Genomic DNA, 18841 nt, shown 5'->3' with positions numbered 1-18841 from the left:
GAATTAAATCCTGCCATTCTTTGCATAATGCTCTCTGAACGATAGAAAACACTTTTCGCTGTCAGTATTTCTGTTTTTGTTTTAAAACTTACTTTATAGATAATTAACACTTTTAGATACTTAACACTTTTAGATAATTAATACTTTTTGTAAAACGAGTGGGAGTAAAAGCTGTGGTGGGAGTTGAAGAAGAAAATCCAATAGTTTCACCGATAGAAAGTTTTTGAGGAGGAATCTGTGGAGGAATCATAATGGCTTTATATCTTAATCATAAAAACCACACCCCTAATATCAAAATAAAAACTGACATGAGAGGTGCAGAAATACACTATTCAGAATGTGAATAATGCTATTGGATTGACTAAATCACTTTTTCAACTGGCTCTTGAAATCACGTTTGTCATGACCAGTATAAAGCTGACGTGGGCGAGCAATCCTCAAACCTTCATCGTGCATTTCGTTCCAGTGTGCAATCCAGCCAATAGTACGGGCGATAGCGAAAATCACAGTGAACATGGTTGATGGAATACCCATGGCTTTCAGAATGATGCCAGAGTAAAAATCAACATTCGGATACAGTTTTTTCTCAATGAAGTATGGGTCGTTCAGAGCAATACGTTCCAGCTCCATCGCGACTTCCAGCAGGCTATCATTAAGACCCAGTTCATTCAATACCTCATGGCAAGTTTCACGCATGACTGTCGCGCGGGGATCGTAGTTTTTGTAAACACGGTGTCCAAAGCCCATCAGGCGGAAAGAGTCATTCTTGTCTTTGGCGCGAGCAATAAATTCAGGAATGTGCTCGACTGTTTGGATCTCTTCCAGCATACGTAAGCAGGCTTCGTTTGCGCCGCCATGTGCCGGTCCCCACAAAGATGCAATACCTGCGGCAATACAAGCAAATGGGTTAGCACCAGAAGAACCTGCGGTGCGTACTGTTGAAGTCGACGCATTTTGTTCATGATCTGCATGCAGAATGAAAATGCGATCCATTGCGCGTTCCAGTACTGGGTTAACCTTATATTCTTCACAAGGCGTTGAGAACATCATGTGCAGGAAGTTGGCCGCATAAGAAAGATCGTTACGTGGGTAAACAAAAGGCTGCCCAAGGGAATATTTGTAACACATCGCCGCGACAGTCGGCATTTTGGACAACAGGCGGTAAGCGGTGATTTCACGGTGACGAGGGTTATGGACATCTAATGCATCATGATAGAAGGCAGCTAATGCGCCAGTAACACCACAAAGTACAGCCATTGGATGGGAATCACGACGGAAACCATGGAACAGACGGGTAATCTGTTCGTGGATCATTGTATGGCGAGTTACCGTAGTTTTGAATTTTTCGTATTCTTCGGGTGTTGGCGGTTCACTGTACAGCAGAATATAACAGACTTCCAGATAGGTTGATTCCGTTGCGAGCTGATCGATAGGAAAACCACGGTGCAGCAAAATGCCTTCATTGCCATCAATATAGGTGATTTTCGACTCACAGGAGGCAGTGGAAGTAAAGCCTGGATCGTAGGTATAGAAGCCCTTTGAGCCGAGGGTACGAACGTCAATCACTTCAGAACCTAGGGTCGGCGTTAGTACGTCTAGTTCGATAGCAGCTGAACCATTTATGTTCAACGTAGCCTTTTTATCAGCCATTTACATCTCCTTAGCGCTTATTTTTATAACCCCTAACAACCAGATAGGCGCAATTTATACTGTGCCGAAGGCATTGTGCTACCGGAGAGAATTTAAAATCAGGCTGGTATCACATTTATAACGCTGAAATCTCATTACGGATGACAATGGTTTTCAGGTTGTTAAAAAGTTTCCGGGAATTATGTTTAAAGCATTATTAACATCAAATGTTATCATTTTGTGCTTATACAATACTTTTACATAACCTCTGTTTTGCGATGAGTATGTTTTTTCATCGGAAAACGACGATAAATAATATATAACGACATAGATGTAAGGTAAATGTTTAATCTTTGTCAAACAAGATAATGGTTTTTATGATAAATGTTTGAAGCGTGATCTTTCTCACTGTTCACGCTAAATGTTAACAATCATATTGTGTGGGAATTGTAATAACAATGTGAAGTACTTATACTTCTCCGAGGTCTCCGGATTACCCTGATGTAGGAGCACCCAGCGTAACCAAATCACAACTTTTGATGAACATGTAAGGATTGTTAATTTAATTATGTTGTGTCTTTGTATCCCCTTAGCGCTGTTTGATTTCTGCCCAGGACCGGAGGATGGAAAATAAAAAAAAGCTTTGTGGGCAAAATTGTGAAAAAACAAAGACCTGTCAACCTTGATCTGCGGACGATTAACCAACCCGTCTCCGCGATAGCATCGATCTTGCACCGTATCTCAGGCGTCATCACCTTTATCGCAGTTGGTATTCTGCTGTGGTTGTTGGGTATGTCACTGTCTTCGCAGGAGGGCTTCCTACAAGCATCTGAAATCATGACTGGCTTCTTCGCCAAATTTATCCTGTGGGGGATATTGACGGCGCTGGCTTACCACATTTGTGGGGGCATCCGCCATGTATTGATGGATTTTGGTTTCCTGGAAGAAAACCTCGCTATCGGTAGTGCGTCTGCCAAAGTGTCAATAGCGATCGCGGTTATTCTGTCTATTCTGGCTGGGGTATTATTATGGTAAGCAACGCATCCGCATTGGGTCGTACGGGTATTCAGGATTGGCTGCTGCTACGTGCATCTGCAATTATTATTGTTTTATACGTTCTCTATCTTGTTGGTTTCGTTGCAACAACGTCGGATATTACTTATGAAGTCTGGCGTGGTTTCTTTTCTTCATCTCTCACTAAAGTGTTCACCGTGTTGACACTGCTTTCCATTCTGGTTCATGCATGGATTGGCATGTGGCAGGTGCTGACAGATTATGTCAAGCCACTCGCACTGCGTCTGGTGCTGCAACTGGTGATTATTGTGGCGCTGTTGTCTTATTTGATTTACGGAACAATTGTTGTGTGGGGTGCATAAATGAAACTGCCGGTAAGAGAGTTTGACGCTGTTGTTATTGGTGCTGGTGGCGCAGGTATGCGTGCTGCACTGCAAATTTCACAAATGGGTTTATCCTGCGCCTTGATTTCCAAGGTGTTTCCAACCCGTTCCCATACTGTTTCAGCACAGGGCGGAATTACCGTCGCTCTGGGTAATACCCATGATGATAACTGGGAATGGCACATGTATGATACGGTAAAAGGTTCCGATTATATCGGTGACCAAGATGCCATCGAATATATGTGTAAGACCGGCCCGGAAGCAATTCTGGAACTGGAACATATGGGCTTACCATTCTCCCGTCTGGATGATGGCAGTATTTATCAGCGTCCATTTGGCGGACAATCCAGAAATTTTGGTGGCGAACAGGCTGCCCGCACTGCCGCTGCCGCTGACCGTACTGGTCATGCTCTATTGCATACTCTGTATCAACAGAATCTGAAGAATCACACAACTATTTTCTCTGAGTGGTATTCACTGGATTTGGTTAAAAATCAGGATGGCGCAATTGTTGGTTGTACTGCTATCTGTATTGAAACTGGTGAAGTGGTTTATTTCAAAGCCAAAGCAACCATTCTGGCAACCGGTGGTGCTGGTCGTATCTTCCAATCCACAACGAATGCACACATCAATACAGGCGATGGTGTTGGTATGGCCCTGCGTGCTGGCGTTCCTGTACAAGATATGGAAATGTGGCAATTCCACCCAACAGGCATTGCCGGCGCAGGTGTTTTGGTCACAGAAGGCTGCCGTGGTGAAGGTGGTTATCTGCTGAATAAAGATGGTGAGCGCTTCATGGAGCGTTATGCACCAAATGCCAAAGACCTTGCTGGCCGTGATGTGGTTGCACGTTCCATGATGATCGAAATCCGCGAAGGCCGTGGCTGTGAAGGCCCATGGGGTCCTCATGTGAAATTGAAACTGGATCATCTTGGCAAGGAAGTTCTGGAGTCTCGTTTGCCGGGCATCCTTGAATTATCCCGTACTTTTGCCCACGTAGACCCGGTTAAAGAACCTATTCCAGTTATCCCAACCTGCCACTATATGATGGGCGGTATTCCAACCAAGATCACAGGTCAGGCGCTGACAGTAAACGAAAAAGGCGAAGATGTGGTGATTCCAGGTCTGTTTGCCGTAGGTGAGATTGCTTGCGTGTCTGTTCACGGGGCTAACCGTCTTGGTGGTAACTCACTGCTTGATTTGGTGGTATTTGGTCGTTCCGCGGGTCTGCATCTGAAAGAGTGCCTGATGGAGCAAGGAACCAGCCGTGATGCCAGCGAATCTGACGTCGATGCAGCACTGCAACGTCTGAATCGTTGGAACAATACCCGTTCCGGTGAAGATCCGGTAGATATCCGCAAAGCACTGCAAGCATGCATGCAACACAATTTCTCGGTATTCCGTGAAGGCGATGCAATGGCGAGAGGCTTGGATGAGCTGAAAGTTATTCGTGAACGTTTGAAAAATGCCCGTCTGGATGATACTTCATCAGAATTCAATACGCAGCGCATCGAATGTCTGGAATTGGATAACCTGATGGAAACTGCTTATTCAACAGCGGTTGCTGCGAATTTCCGTACAGAAAGCCGCGGCGCTCACAGCCGTTTTGACTATCCAGAACGTGACGACGCTAACTGGCTGTGTCATAGCCTGTATTTACCGCAAACTGAGAGCATGACTCGTCGTGAAGTGAATATGCAGCCGACGCTGCGTGAAGCTTTCCCGCCGAAAGTGCGTTCTTACTAATTTGCGTTGCTGATGTTCCGGTTGCGGAGAAATAGATTATGAAACTTGAATTCTCGATTTATCGTTACAATCCAGATGTAGACGATGCGCCTCATATGCAGGACTACACGCTGGAAGCACAGGAAGGGCGTGACATGATGTTGCTGGATGCACTTATCCAGCTAAAAGAACAAGACCCAACCTTATCATTTCGTCGTTCTTGCCGTGAGGGGGTTTGCGGTTCTGACGGCGTGAATATGAACGGCAAAAACGGTTTGGCTTGTGTTACGCCAGTTTCAGCACTGCGTCGTGGCAATAAGAAAATTGTGATTCGTCCATTGCCAGGTTTGCCTGTGGTTCGTGATCTGGTTGTTGATATGGGGCAATTCTACGCGCAATATGAAAAAATTCGTCCTTATTTGATTAATGACGGCAAAAACCCGCCTGCGCGTGAACACCTGCAATCACCAGAACAACGTGAAAAATTGGATGGCCTGTATGAATGTATTCTGTGTGCCTGCTGTTCGACGTCTTGTCCGTCGTTCTGGTGGAATCCAGATAAATTTATTGGCCCAGCAGGTCTTTTGGCTGCGTACCGTTTTCTGATTGACAGCCGTGATACTGAAACGACTTCACGACTGAATAATCTAAATGACGCCTTTAGTGTTTTCCGCTGCCACGGGATCATGAATTGTGTCAGTGTATGCCCTAAAGGGCTTAATCCGACAAAAGCGATTGGTCATATTAAATCTATGCTGCTGAAACACAGCGCATAAATGGAATTTCGTGCATAAATAACACATAATTTGCGTGTAAATAGTGCATATAATGTTGCCCTCCACAATTTTGAAATAAATATCAAATCGGTGGGGGGCATAAAGAATGAAAAATGATAAATTGCCTACTGCTCAAGACGTTGCATATTCCTAAATAAAGGAACCTTTAAAAACTGATATTCAGTTTTTAAAGGTTCCTTGAAGGGTGGGAAAACCCAAATAGAGAACATGCATTAAGCACGTCCAAATGAACCTTTTATCAGCACCGCTAATTAAGCGGAATTTGTTAACCACGGCGAAAACTAAAGCTTTTAAAGCTTAAGGGATCACAATGCAGAACGGCGCAATGAAGGACTGGCTGGACTCAAGCTTTCTGGCTGGTGCAAACCAGTCTTACATAGAGCAAATCTATGAAGACTATATAACCGATCCTAATTCTGTTGATGCGAGTTGGAGAGAAATTTTCCAACAATTACCGGATACAGGACTTAGCGGGGAACAACTTCACTCACAGACACGTGACTACTTCCGTCGTCTGGCAAAGGATGCCACGCGTTACCACACTTCAGTCAGCGATCCAGCAATGGATGCAAAACAAGTTAAAGTTTTGCAGCTCATCAATGCATTCCGCTTCCGCGGACACCAACATGCAAGCCTTGATCCATTGGGATTATGGAAACAGGAACCTGTACCTGATCTCGATCCTGCTTTCCATAATTTAACGAAAGCGGATTTTGAAGAAACGTTTAATGTAGGCTCTTTTGCCATTGGCAAAGAAACAATGAAACTGGCTGATCTGTATGATTCATTGAAGCGTATTTATTGCGGTTCAATCGGTGCAGAATACATGCATATCACCAATACAGAAGAAAAACGTTGGATTCAGCAACGTCTGGAGTCTGTCACAGTCGGTTCACAGTTCAATGAAGAAGAAAAGCATCGTTTCCTGAAAGAATTAACGTCAGCCGAAGGCTTGGAACGTTATTTAGGTGCTAAGTTCCCGGGGGCGAAACGTTTCTCCTTAGAAGGTGGTGATGCGCTTATTCTTATGTTGAAAGAGTTGATCCGCCATGCAGGTAAACAGGATACCCGAGAAGTTGTGCTGGGGATGGCTCACCGTGGTCGTCTGAACGTTCTGGTTAATCTCTTGGGTAAAAAGCCGGTTGATCTGTTTGACGAGTTTGCGGGTAAACACAAAGAACACCTTGGAACAGGTGACGTGAAATACCATCAAGGTTTCTCTTCTGATTTTGAAACTGAAGGTGGTTTAGTGCATCTGGCACTCGCTTTTAACCCATCTCACCTTGAAATTGTTAGCCCTGTTGTTATTGGTTCAGTACGTGCCCGCCGTGATCGTCTTGATGAAGGTCGTAGTAACATGGTCCTGCCTGTCACCATCCACGGTGATGCCGCAGTAATAGGGCAGGGGATTGTTCAGGAAACACTGAACATGTCTCAGGCGCGTGGTTATGAAGTTGGCGGTACTGTCCGTATCGTGGTTAACAACCAAATTGGTTTCACTACTTCTAATCCGAAAGACGCCCGTTCAACACAATACTGTACTGATATTGTGAAAATGGTTCAGGCACCGATTTTCCACGTTAACGCGGATGATCCGGAAGCCGTTGCATTCGTTACTCGTCTGGCGCTTGACTTCCGCAATACCTTCAAACGTGACGTGATGATTGATCTGGTTTGTTATCGCCGCCACGGTCATAACGAAGCTGATGAGCCAAGTGCAACTCAGCCACTGATGTACCAGAAGATCAAAAAACAGCCAACTGCACGTAAAATCTATGCAGATAAGTTGATAGCAGAAGGTTTGCTGGCTGCTAATGATGTGACTGAGATGGTTAACCTGTATCGTGATGCTCTGGATCATGGTGAATGTGTTGTTGATGAGTGGCGTCCAATGGGGCTGCATTCATTCACGTGGGAACCTTACCTGAATCACGAATGGGATGAAGAATATCCGCATAAAGTAGATATGAAACGCTTGCAGGATCTCGGTAAGCGCATCAGCACGATCCCTACTGAAGTGGAAATGCATTCACGTGTCTCAAAAATTTATACCGACCGTGCAGAAATGGCTAACGGCAATAAATTGTTTGACTGGGGTGGTGCGGAAACACTGGCATATGCAACTCTGGTTGATGAAGGTGTTCCAGTGCGTCTCTCTGGTGAAGATGCCGGTCGTGGTACATTCTTCCACCGTCATGCTGTTATTCATAATCAGACCAATGCTTCTGTGTACGTACCTTTGGCAAATGTTCACAATGGCCAAGGGGTATTCAAAGTATGGGACTCTGTACTTTCAGAAGAAGCGGTATTGGCATTTGAATACGGTTATGCAACCACAGAACCTCGCGCTCTGACGATTTGGGAAGCCCAGTTTGGTGACTTTGCCAACGTTGCTCAGGTTGTGATTGACCAGTTCATCAGCTCCGGCGAACAGAAATGGGGCCGTATGTGTGGTCTGGTTATGTTGTTGCCACATGGTTATGAAGGGCAGGGGCCAGAGCACTCATCGGCACGTTTGGAGCGTTACCTGCAACTGTGTGCAGAACAAAACATGCAGGTTTGCGTACCATCAACTCCAGCTCAGGTTTATCACATGCTGCGCCGTCAGGCTCTGCGTGGTATGCGCCGTCCGCTCATCGTTATGTCACCTAAATCGCTGCTGCGTCATCCATTGGCTGTATCTAACCTGGATGAACTGGCTAACGGTAAATTTGAGCCAGTAATTGGTGAAATTGATACCTTAGATCCAAAAGGTGTTAAACGTGTTGTACTTTGTTCCGGTAAAGTTTATTACGATTTGTTGGAACAGCGTCGTAAGAATGAACAGACCAATGTCGCTATCGTGCGTATCGAACAGCTGTATCCATTCCCACGTCAGCACTTGCAAGCTCAGCTTGAGCAGTACGCCCATGTTCATGACTTCGTCTGGTGTCAGGAAGAGCCACTGAACCAAGGGGCTTGGTATTGCAGTCAACATAATTTCCGTGAAGCTATCCCATTTGGGGCATCTTTACGTTATGCAGGTCGTCCAGCATCTGCTTCCCCGGCTGTGGGATATACGTCTGTTCACCAGAAGCAACAGCAAGCACTGGTTGATGACGCACTGAACGTTGAATAAATAAGGATAGAAAATGAGTAGCGTAGAAATTCTGGTTCCAGACCTTCCTGAATCTGTTGCAGATGCCACTGTTGCGACATGGCATAAAAAACCAGGTGACACCATTGAGCGTGACGAAGTACTGGTTGAAATTGAAACTGACAAAGTTGTTTTGGAAGTACCAGCAAGTGAAGCTGGTGTTCTGGAAGCAATTTTGGAAGAAGAGGGAGCCACTGTACTGTCCAGACAACTGCTCGGTCGCATCCGTTTGGGTGACAGCACTGGCATGCCTGCTGAAGTAAAAGAAAAAACAGAAGCAACTCCAGCGCAGCGCCAGACTGCTTCTTTGGAAGAAGAAAGCAATGATGCACTGAGCCCGGCTGTTCGCCGCCTGATTGCAGAACACGATTTAGATCCTGCTGCAATTAAAGGTAGTGGCGTTGGTGGACGCATTGTTCGTGAAGACGTAGAAAAATATATTGCTGCGAATAAAAAAGAGAGTGATAAGCCTGCCGCGTCTGCACCTGCTGCACAACAATCTTCACTGGCCTATCGCAGTGAAAAACGCGTACCAATGACTCGTCTGCGCAAACGTGTCGCAGAGCGTCTGCTGGAAGCGAAAAACAATACAGCGATGTTGACGACTTTCAATGAAGTCAACATGAAACCAATTCAGGAACTGCGTAAGCAGTATGGCGATGCGTTTGAAAAACGTCATGGCATGCGTTTGGGCTTCATGTCTTTCTATGTGAAAGCGGTAGTTGAAGCGTTGAAACGCTATCCAGAAGTTAACGCTTCCATCGATGGTACTGACGTGGTTTACCACAACTATTTTGATATCAGCATTGCAGTATCTACGCCACGCGGTCTGGTTACACCAGTATTGCGTGATGCAGATGCACTGAGCATGGCTGAAATTGAGAAAAGTATCAAAGAGTTGGCGATTAAAGGCCGCGACGGTAAACTGACCGTTGAAGAACTCACTGGCGGTAATTTCACCATTACTAATGGCGGCGTTTTCGGCTCTCTGATGTCCACCCCGATCATTAACCCACCACAAAGTGCGATTCTTGGCATGCATGCCATCAAAGATCGCCCAATGGCAGTAAATGGTCAGGTTGAGATCCTCCCAATGATGTATCTGGCGCTGTCCTATGACCACCGTCTGATTGACGGCCGTGAGTCAGTGGGCTTCCTGGTGACCATCAAAGAAATGCTGGAAGATCCAACACGTTTGTTGCTGGATGTATAGCATCACTATCGGCGGAATCACTGTCGGTCGAGAGTGTTGAACTCCGCCAAGTCTGAAGTAGTACGATGTTGATGTAAAAATGTATATGCAGGCCAGCCTTCGGGCTGGTCATATCCAGAGCAACGAATATATGCCCAATAGATTTCGAATTGCATCGCAGCCAACAAAGAGGCAATTTGAAAGATGAAGGGCATAGAAGGTAAATTACCTTTCTTAGATCAAATTATGGATAGAACATCATGAATTTACACGAGTATCAGGCAAAACAACTTTTTGCACGGTATGGTTTACCAGCACCTGCTGGCTATGCTTGTACCACTCCGCGCGAAGCAGAAGAAGCAGCATCCAAGATTGGTTCAGGCCCTTGGGTCGTTAAATGTCAGGTTCATGCAGGTGGCCGCGGTAAGGCTGGTGGCGTGAAAGTCGTCAACAGTAAGGAAGATATCCGCGCTTTTGCTGAACATTGGCTGGGTAAACGACTGGTTACTTACCAGACAGATGCACAGGGACAGCCTGTTCATCAGATCTTGGTAGAAGGAGCAACCGATATTGCCAAAGAGCTGTATCTTGGGGCTGTTGTTGACCGTGGTACGCGTCGTGTAGTGTTCATGGCCTCTACTGAAGGTGGCGTCGAAATAGAAAAAGTGGCGGAAGAAACGCCCGAGCTGATTCATAAAGCAATTATCGACCCACTGGCTGGCCCTATGCCGTATCAAGGCCGTGAATTGGCGTTCAAACTCGGTTTAACGGGTAAACAAGTTGGTCAATTCACCAAGATTTTCTTGGGATTGGCAAACCTGTTCCTGGAGCGTGATTTAGCTATGGTTGAAATCAACCCGCTGGTTATCACAACTCAGGGTGATCTTGTCTGTCTGGATGGGAAACTGGGTGCAGATGGTAACGCCATGTTCCGTCAGGCTGAATTGCGTGAAATGCACGATCCTTCACAGGAAGATCCACGTGAAGCTCAGGCTGCTCAATGGGAACTGAACTATGTTGCGCTGGATGGCAACATTGGTTGTATGGTGAATGGTGCAGGTCTGGCAATGGGAACGATGGACATTGTCAAACTGCACGGCGGTGCACCAGCAAACTTCCTTGATGTGGGCGGTGGCGCGACAAAAGAGCGTGTTACCGAAGCATTCAAAATCATCTTGTCAGATGAAAATGTTAAAGCTGTTTTGGTCAATATCTTTGGTGGTATCGTCCGCTGTGACTTGATTGCTGACGGCATTATTGGTGCGGTGGAAGAAGTCGGAGTTCACGTACCGGTTGTCGTTCGTCTGGAAGGAAACAATGCTGAACTGGGCGCTAAAAAACTGGCAGACAGTGGTTTGAACATCATTGCAGCTACCAGTTTGACAGACGCAGCTAAACAGGCAGTAGCAGCAGCGGGGAATAAATAATGTCTATTTTAATCGATAAAAACATCAAAGTGATTTGTCAGGGTTTTACTGGCAGCCAAGGTACATTCCACTCCGAACAGGCGATTGCTTACGGTACTCAAATGGTTGGCGGTGTAACACCGGGTAAAGGTGGTACTGAGCATTTGGGATTGCCTGTGTTCAATACCGTGCGTGAAGCGGTTGAAGCGACTGGTGCGACTGCTTCCGTTATCTATGTTCCGGCTCCTTTCTGTAAAGATTCCATCCTGGAAGCGATTGATGCAGGTATTAAACTGATCATCACGATTACAGAAGGTATTCCAACACTCGATATGTTGACAGTGAAGGTGAAACTGGATCAAGCCGGTGTTCGCATGATTGGGCCTAACTGCCCGGGAGTAATTACACCTGACGAATGTAAGATCGGTATCATGCCTGGTCATATTCACAAAGCGGGTAAAGTGGGTATTGTATCCCGTTCTGGTACGTTGACTTATGAAGCTGTTAAGCAGACTACTGACGCAGGGTTAGGGCAGTCTACCTGTGTTGGTATCGGCGGCGATCCAATCCCTGGCTCAAACTTTATCGATATTCTGAAACTGTTCCAAGAAGACCCACAGACAGAAGCCATTGTTATGATTGGTGAAATCGGTGGTACAGCAGAAGAAGAAGCGGCTGCTTATATTAAAGAGCATGTAACTAAACCTGTCGTTGCTTATATTGCGGGTGTAACTGCGCCTAAAGGTAAGCGCATGGGGCATGCAGGCGCGATTATCGCAGGTGGTAAGGGTACAGCAGATGAGAAATTTGCTGCACTGGAAGCGGCAGGCGTTAAAACGGTACGTAGCCTTGCTGACATTGGTGAAGCAGTAAAAGCATTACTGGCATAATTAGTTTCAAAATAAGCCATTTTTATAGAAAAAGGCCACCCTTGGGTGGCCTTTTGTTTTTATTTGCAATATTAACAGTAGCTTAGTTAATTTATAAAGTCAGTTATTTTCCAATTTAATTTAACTGGATTTAGAAGATCCTATTTATTTATTTGCTTAAATTAACCCGAAATATCGAAAAAATATATTTTTTTAAGAATGAAAATGAAAAGTTAATTTTCTAATGTTTTTTACAGCAAAAAAGAAATTACAGCTCATTACAAATAACAACTTATTAACACCTAGTAAACCAGATTGAAATAATAGCTGCAAAGCTTAACAAAACAAGTAAAAAATTGACTAAAATCAAGTTATTACTATGGAATGTATTGGCTAAACTTGATTAAATTGATCTAAGATATACAGATATTAAGCCGGGAATACACGGCATTGTTGACCTATATTCAGAATTCTAAGCTGAATCACGTAAAATTTATTTATTGTGTGTAAATATAGGCGTAATATTATTGTGGTATATACTGAATCTTTGATTTCGTTAATAATTCATTATTGTGTTTGAGGCATTTATTGCTGGTAGTTACGAGACTTTCGTTTTACGAAGTCGGGTTGCCGCAAGTCGGTGTCCTTCCTGCTAGGAGCAAGGAGTCAAGATGTTTGATATTGTCGAACTGTCACGATTACAGTTTGCCTTAACTGCCATGTACCATTTTCTGTTCGTACCATTAACGCTGGGCATGGCGTTTTTGCTTGCGATCATGGAAACGGTATATGTCCTTTCTGGCAAACAAATCTATAAAGATATGACAAAATTCTGGGGCAAGTTATTCGGTATTAACTTTGCTCTGGGTGTCGCAACGGGCTTGACCATGGAGTTCCAGTTCGGAACTAACTGGTCATATTTCTCACACTATGTTGGTGATATTTTCGGTGCGCCGTTGGCCATCGAAGGTCTGATGGCGTTCTTCCTCGAATCCACATTCGTTGGTCTGTTTTTCTTCGGATGGGATCGTCTGAGTAAGAAACAACATTTGGCGGTTACTTGGCTGGTTGCATTAGGCTCTAACTTCTCTGCATTGTGGATTTTGGTTGCGAATGGTTGGATGCAAAACCCGATTGCATCTGATTTCAATTTCGAAACCATGCGAATGGAAATGGTGAGCTTCAGTGAACTGGTACTTAACCCGGTTGCTCAGGTGAAATTCGTTCATACTGTTGCTGCTGGTTATGTTACAGGTGCCGTTTTTGTATTGGGCATCAGTTCTTATTATCTACTGAAAGGGCGCGATTTTGCATTTGCTAAACGCTCTTTTGCAATTGCCGCAAGTTTTGGTATGGCTGCAATACTGTCTGTCATTGTTCTGGGTGATGAATCTGGATATGAAATGGGGGACGTGCAGAAAACCAAGTTGGCTGCGATTGAAGCAGAATGGGAAACTCAGCCACCTCCAGCTTCATTCACGTTGATTGGGCTTCCTGATCAAGACAAAATGGAAAATAAATATTCCATCCAAATTCCTTATGTCTTGGGATTGATTGCTACCCGTTCTACAGATACCCCCGTTGTTGGTCTGCGTGATTTGATGAGTCAGCATGAACAGCGTATCCGTAACGGAATCAAGGCCTATGAACTGCTGGAAGAGTTGCGTTCTGGCAACATTGATCCAAGTGTTCGTAGCGCATTCAACGAAAGCAAGAAAGATCTTGGTTACGGCATGCTCTTGAAACGTTATACCGAGAACGTAACTGATGCGACAGAAGAACAGATTCAAGCTGCGGCAAAAGATTCTATTCCTCGTGTAGCACCGCTCTACTTTGCATTCCGTATCATGGTTGCTGCTGGTTTTATCATGCTGCTGGTTATCGGTCTGTCATTCCTGAGTGTTATCCGCAACCGCATTGGTCAGTATAAATGGTTGCTGCGTGCTGCACTGTTCAGTATTCCATTACCGTGGATTGCCGTTGAGGCTGGCTGGTTTGTTGCAGAATATGGCCGTCAGCCTTGGGCAATTGGTGAAGTTCTGCCAACCGCTGTTGCTGCTTCAACACGCAGTGTTGGCGATCTCATTTTCTCAATGGTACTGATTTGTGGTCTGTACACCTTGTTCTTGATCGCGGAAATGTTCTTGATGTTCAAATTTGCCCGTCTCGGCCCAAGCAGCCTGAAAACAGGGCGTTACCACTTTGAACAGAAAACAGTTTCTTCAGCGAACAATATTGAGTAAGCAGGAGTCCACTTATGCTTGATTATGATGTATTACGATTTATATGGTGGCTGCTGATTGGTGTGTTACTGATCGGTTTCACAGTGACTGATGGTTTCGATATGGGGGTTGGTATCCTGTTGAAAATCATCGGTAAAAATGATACCGAACGCCGCATCATGATTAACTCAGTTGCCCCACACTGGGATGGTAACCAAGTTTGGCTAATTACCGCTGGTGGCGCTTTGTTTGCTGCATGGCCAATGGTATATGCCGCTGCTTTCTCTGGTTTCTATGTGGCAATGATTCTGGTATTGGCCGCGCTGTTTTTCCGTCCGGTCGGTTTTGACTACCGCTCTAAACTGGAAAGTAGCAAATGGCGCAATATGTGGGATTGGGGGCTGGTTATTGGTAGCTTCGTGCCTGCTTTGGTTATCGGTGTTGCATTTGGTAACTTGTTGCAAGGTGTTCCTCTGGCTGTGGATTCCTATTTGCGTGTTTCCTATGAGGGTTCGTTCTTTGGTTTGTTGAATCCTTATGGTCTGTTGGCTGGTGTGATCAGCCTGATGATGATCGTGACACAAGGTGCGACTTACCTGCAAATGCGCACAACGGGTGAATTGCATCTGCGCTCCCGCACTGCAACTCATGTTTGTGCAGCGATAACAGCAGTTGCTTTCCTGCTGGCAGGTGTATGGCTGATTTATGGCATTGATGGCTATGCGATAACGGGTAGCCTGGACGTGAATGCGCCATCTAACCCATTGCATAAAGAAGTTGTTCAGCAGGCAGGTGCATGGCTGACTAACTTTAATAACTACCCGATTTTGTGGGCAATACCGGCGTTGGGCGTGTTTCTTCCTCTGCTGACTATGTTGGCAACCCGGTTGGATAAAGGTGCTTGGGCATTCCTGTTCTCATCATTAACGGTCGCTTGCATTATTCTGACTTCAGGTATTGCGATGTTCCCATTTGTGATGCCATCAAGTCTTGACCCGAATGTCAGCTTGACTATGTGGGATGCGACATCCAGCCAGTGGACATTGCAAGTTATGTTCGTTGTTGCGCTTATCTTTGTTCCTATTGTGTTGTCTTACACCATTTGGTGTTACTACAAAACTTTTGGGCGTTTGGATAAGAACTACATTGAAAACAACAAACACTCACTGTACTAAGGAGCATAGGCATGTGGTATTTTGCTTGGATTCTCGGAACGCTCTTGGCTTGTAGTTTCGCTGTTATTGCAGCCTTGGCTCTTGAGCACAATGAATCACAGAAAGCGACTGAGAGTGACAAAAAATAATGTTGGCTGATAAATGCTACCAACTTATGGATAAGGGCTTATTGAGGGCCCTTATCCTCATCATAGCTTTGACTCTTGCCTCATGTGTGTTCTGGGACCCGTCACGTTTTGCGGCCAATACCAGTTCATTGCAAATATGGCAAGGCATCTTATTGATTTGGGCTGTCTGTTCTGGTGTCACGTTTGGTATCGGATTTCACCCTAACCGAATCATCTGGCGACTGTTTTTTCATCCATTACCCGCATTTTTCATTCTTCTTTTTGGCTTATATCATTTCTTTAAGTAAACTAATTATAATTTTATAGGTCGTTGGCCTATAAATTTTTTTTATTAGCAGGTCATTCCAAAGCGCTACTGTCTTGAGTATAGTGACAGCGTCAATTCGCCTAATTAGGATTATATGAGTAATATGTTATTCCGTTGGCCGATCCGTGTTTACTACGAAGACACAGATGCTAGTGGTGTGGTTTATCACGCTCGCTATTTGGCTTTTTACGAAAGAGCCCGTACCGAAATGCTGCGTGAAAAAGGTTTTCACCAACAGTATATGTTAGATAAGCAAGTTGGCTTTGTTGTCAGCCGCATGACTATTGACTACCGGAAAACAGCAAAACTGGATGATCAGTTGGTTGTTGAAAGCGAAATTACAAATATTCGTGGCGCTTCTCTGACATTTATTCAACGAATTATTGATTGCAATGACGTAGTTGTCAGTAGCGCAGAATGTTTAGTTGTCTGCGTGAATTCATCTCAAATGAAGCCTATTGCGCTTCCAAAGTCTATTGTCGCGGAGTTTAAGCAGTGACTGACATGAACATCCTTGATTTATTTCTTAAGGCAGGCTTTTTAGTGCAGTTGATCATGTTGATTTTGATCGGCTTTTCTATCGCCTCTTGGGCAATCATTATCCAACGAACAAAGATTCTTAATGCTGCAAGCCGTGAAGCGGAAGCATTTGAAGATAAATTTTGGTCGGGTATTGAATTATCTCGTCTTTATAAAGAAAGTCAGTCACGCCGTGATTCGTTAAGTGGTACTGAACAGATTTTCCATTCTGGTTTTAAAGAGTTTGCCCGTTTGCATCAGGCAAATAACCATGCACCAGAAGCTGTGATCACAGGGGCTTCACGTGCCATGCGTATCTCGTTAAATCGTGAATTGGAAACACTGGAAAACCACATTCCGTTTCTGGGAACCGTGGGTTCAATCAGCCCTTATATTGGTTTGTTTGGTACGGTTTGGGGGATCATGCATGCCTTTATTGCGTTAGGCGCAGTAAAGCAGGCAACATTGCAAATGGTTGCCCCCGGTATCGCAGAAGCTCTGATTGCAACAGCTATCGGCTTGTTTGCCGCAATTCCTGCGGTGATGGCCTATAACCGTTTGAACCAGCGTGTCAACAAACTAGAACAAACTTACGATAACTTTATGGAAGAATTTTTGGCCATTCTGCATCGTCAGGCCTTTGCTTCCAATACCAACAAATCGTAATAGAGAGTAAGGGGTAATCAGCGAATGGCGCGCACTCGTAGTCGCAGACGTGAGCTAAAATCCGAGATCAATATCGTCCCCTTGCTGGACGTGTTGCTGGTATTGTTGCTGATCTTTATGGCAACAGCGCCGATTATCACGCAAAGCGTAGAAGTCGATTTACCTGAAGCGGTGGATTCAAAAACAGTTTCCAGCTCTGATAATCCACCGGTCATTGTAGAAGTTTCTGGGGTAGGGCAGTACAACATGGTCGTTAACCAGGAGCGTTTAGAATTGTTACCTGAGCAGCAAATTGTTGCTGAAGCTCAAACCTTGATGAAAGCCAATCCGAAAACAGTCTTCTTGATTGGCGGTTCTAAGGATGTTCCTTATGATGAAATCATCAAAGCACTGAATATGCTTCGTCAAGCAGGTGTAAAATCGGTGGGTTTAATGACCCAACCTATTGGGGCCTGATGGCCGCTATCACTTAAAGTTTCTGGATGTCGAGTGTGGGAAAGACAAGCGAACAAAACAATAAGCTGAATCGCGCCATTATTATTTCGGTAATATTGCACATTATCCTGATCGGGTTTCTGATTTGGGGTTCTTTGGTGCAAAAAACAGAAATGGGGGGCGGTGGAGCGGATGGTGCTGTTATTGATGCGGTTATGGTCGATCCGAATGCGGTTGTCCAGCAATATAACCAGCAGCAACAGCAGCAGGCCAATGCAAAGTTAGCTGAGCAGCAACGGAAGAAAAAAGCGGAGCAACAGGCTGCTGAATTGCGGGCGAAGCAAGCTGAGGAACAGGAACGCTTGAAATCGGCTGAAGAAGAGCGAATTAAAGCACAACAAGCGGCTGAAGCTCAGAAAAAACAGGCTGATGAAGCTGCCACAAAAGCGCGTGAAGATCAGGAGCGGGCTGATGCTGCCGCTGCTAAAGCGCGTGAAGAGCAAAAACAGGCGGAAGAAGCAGCAGCAAAAGCACAGGCAGAAAAAGAAAGGATTCTGAAAGAACAAGCTGAAGCTCAACAGAAAGCAGAAGCTCAGGCGAAGAAAGAAGCCGAAGAAGCCGCAAAACGTAAAGCGGTTGCTGAGGCAAAAGCTAAAGCGGAAACAGAAGCTAAGGCTAAGGCAGCGGCGGAAGCCAAAGCAAAAGCGGAGGCAGAAGCTAAAGCCAAGGCCGAAGCAGAGGCTAAAGCGAAAGCAGAAGCAAAGGCAAAAGCTAAGGCTAAAGCAGAAGAAGCAAAACAGGCCCAAACAGTTGATGATTTGCTGGGTGGGTTGACGTCCAACACACCTAAGCAGGGTGGGGCGGCTGCCGCAGGAAAAAGTGGTGGTAAGAAAAGCGGCCCTTCCGATGCGGATATCAATAATTACAAAGGGCAGATTCAGGCTGCGATCCAGAGTAATTTTCGCGATCCAGACTTGTATATCGGTCGTACCTGTGAATTAAAGATAAAGCTGGCATCAGATGGATTGTTGATTGATATTACAACAGGGGCTGGTGATCCCGCGCTGTGCAGAGCGGCGCTTGCTGCTGCTCATCAGACGAAAATGCCCCGTCCACCAAGTAAAGAGATTTATGAGCATTTCAAGAGTTTCACACTAGACTTTAAGCCGAAGTAAGGTAAATATTTGGCATAAAAGCGTTATTTACTAGGTGAACCTTCGAATAATTTATATGTACAA

At 45.1% G+C, this 18841-nt stretch carries 18 protein-coding genes; 16 read left to right on the top strand and 2 right to left on the bottom strand.

Translation table 11 applies throughout. The features are described 5' to 3' along the window. Window positions 1-366 precede the first annotated feature (366 nt). Window positions 367-1650, bottom strand: a complete 1284-nt coding sequence (locus AB204_RS09845; protein ID WP_047963207.1) for a citrate synthase — start codon at window positions 1648-1650, stop codon at window positions 367-369. A 624-nt stretch (window positions 1651-2274) separates the two neighbouring features. Between AB204_RS09845 and sdhC the strand changes: the two genes are divergently transcribed. The 6 genes from sdhC (at window position 2275) to odhB (ending at window position 9897) form a co-directional block, all read left to right on the top strand. Further along, complete coding sequence (gene sdhC, locus AB204_RS09840; protein ID WP_047963206.1) at window positions 2275-2664, top strand: succinate dehydrogenase cytochrome b556 subunit; 390 nt, start codon at window positions 2275-2277, stop codon at window positions 2662-2664. Then, entirely contained in the window at window positions 2658-3005 is a 348-nt protein-coding gene (gene sdhD / locus AB204_RS09835) for a succinate dehydrogenase membrane anchor subunit (RefSeq protein WP_047963205.1), read from the top strand. Before sdhC ends, sdhD begins: the two co-directional genes overlap by 7 nt. Further along, complete coding sequence (sdhA, locus tag AB204_RS09830) at window positions 3006-4772, top strand: succinate dehydrogenase flavoprotein subunit (RefSeq protein WP_047963204.1); 1767 nt, start codon at window positions 3006-3008, stop codon at window positions 4770-4772. A 38-nt stretch (window positions 4773-4810) separates the two neighbouring features. Next, window positions 4811-5527 carry a succinate dehydrogenase iron-sulfur subunit gene (locus AB204_RS09825; protein WP_047963203.1) on the top strand — a complete coding sequence of 239 codons (717 nt, stop codon included), beginning with the start codon at window positions 4811-4813 and terminating at the stop codon, window positions 5525-5527. A gap of 331 nt (window positions 5528-5858) precedes the next feature. Continuing rightward, window positions 5859-8666, top strand: a complete 2808-nt coding sequence (gene sucA, locus AB204_RS09820) for a 2-oxoglutarate dehydrogenase E1 component (RefSeq protein ID WP_047963202.1) — start codon at window positions 5859-5861, stop codon at window positions 8664-8666. Between the two features lie 13 nt (window positions 8667-8679). Next, window positions 8680-9897 (top strand): 2-oxoglutarate dehydrogenase complex dihydrolipoyllysine-residue succinyltransferase, encoded by a 1218-nt coding sequence (gene odhB / locus AB204_RS09815; RefSeq protein ID WP_047963201.1) that lies wholly within the window; start codon window positions 8680-8682, stop codon window positions 9895-9897. 17 nt (window positions 9898-9914) lie between these two features. Here the strand turns inward: odhB and AB204_RS22745 are convergent, their stop codons facing one another. Beyond that, window positions 9915-10091 carry a hypothetical protein gene (locus AB204_RS22745; RefSeq protein ID WP_161796555.1) on the bottom strand — a complete coding sequence of 59 codons (177 nt, stop codon included), beginning with the start codon at window positions 10089-10091 and terminating at the stop codon, window positions 9915-9917. A gap of 45 nt (window positions 10092-10136) precedes the next feature. Here AB204_RS22745 and sucC point away from each other — a divergent pair, with 45 nt between their 5' ends. From sucC to tolA, 10 genes are all read left to right on the top strand, one after another. After that, window positions 10137-11303 (top strand): ADP-forming succinate--CoA ligase subunit beta, encoded by a 1167-nt coding sequence (gene sucC / locus AB204_RS09810; protein WP_047963200.1) that lies wholly within the window; start codon window positions 10137-10139, stop codon window positions 11301-11303. Continuing rightward, window positions 11303-12172 (top strand): succinate--CoA ligase subunit alpha, encoded by an 870-nt coding sequence (sucD, locus tag AB204_RS09805; RefSeq protein WP_047963199.1) that lies wholly within the window; start codon window positions 11303-11305, stop codon window positions 12170-12172. Before sucC ends, sucD begins: the two co-directional genes overlap by 1 nt. Before the next feature lie 650 nt (window positions 12173-12822). Continuing rightward, window positions 12823-14394, top strand: coding sequence for a cytochrome ubiquinol oxidase subunit I (cydA, locus tag AB204_RS09800; protein ID WP_047963198.1), 1572 nt, complete (start codon window positions 12823-12825; stop codon window positions 14392-14394). 14 nt (window positions 14395-14408) lie between these two features. Further along, window positions 14409-15548 (top strand): cytochrome d ubiquinol oxidase subunit II, encoded by a 1140-nt coding sequence (gene cydB, locus AB204_RS09795; protein WP_047963197.1) that lies wholly within the window; start codon window positions 14409-14411, stop codon window positions 15546-15548. Window positions 15549-15559: 11 nt separating this feature from the next. After that, the gene (gene cydX / locus AB204_RS21375; RefSeq protein WP_072061423.1) at window positions 15560-15676 is read left to right on the top strand and encodes a cytochrome bd-I oxidase subunit CydX; all 117 of its coding nucleotides are present in this window, start codon (window positions 15560-15562) and stop codon (window positions 15674-15676) included. Then, entirely contained in the window at window positions 15676-15963 is a 288-nt protein-coding gene (ybgE, locus tag AB204_RS09790; RefSeq protein ID WP_047963196.1) for a cyd operon protein YbgE, read from the top strand. The genes cydX and ybgE overlap by 1 nt, the downstream gene beginning before the upstream one ends. Before the next feature lie 114 nt (window positions 15964-16077). Continuing rightward, a complete protein-coding gene (gene ybgC / locus AB204_RS09785) occupies window positions 16078-16482 on the top strand; it encodes a tol-pal system-associated acyl-CoA thioesterase (RefSeq protein ID WP_047963195.1) in 405 nt (134 codons plus the stop codon). Then, a complete protein-coding gene (gene tolQ / locus AB204_RS09780; protein ID WP_047963194.1) occupies window positions 16479-17168 on the top strand; it encodes a Tol-Pal system protein TolQ in 690 nt (229 codons plus the stop codon). The genes ybgC and tolQ overlap by 4 nt, the downstream gene beginning before the upstream one ends. A gap of 24 nt (window positions 17169-17192) precedes the next feature. Then, the gene (gene tolR, locus AB204_RS09775; protein WP_047963193.1) at window positions 17193-17624 is read left to right on the top strand and encodes a colicin uptake protein TolR; all 432 of its coding nucleotides are present in this window, start codon (window positions 17193-17195) and stop codon (window positions 17622-17624) included. A gap of 35 nt (window positions 17625-17659) precedes the next feature. Then, the gene (gene tolA, locus AB204_RS09770) at window positions 17660-18778 is read left to right on the top strand and encodes a cell envelope integrity protein TolA (RefSeq protein ID WP_047963192.1); all 1119 of its coding nucleotides are present in this window, start codon (window positions 17660-17662) and stop codon (window positions 18776-18778) included. Window positions 18779-18841 lie beyond the last annotated feature (63 nt).

Origin of the sequence: Xenorhabdus khoisanae (genome assembly GCF_001037465.1) — a bacterium.
In the GTDB taxonomy this organism is placed as follows: Bacteria; Pseudomonadota; Gammaproteobacteria; order Enterobacterales; family Enterobacteriaceae; genus Xenorhabdus; species Xenorhabdus khoisanae.
This window is presented reverse-complemented; position numbering and strand designations above follow the sequence as displayed.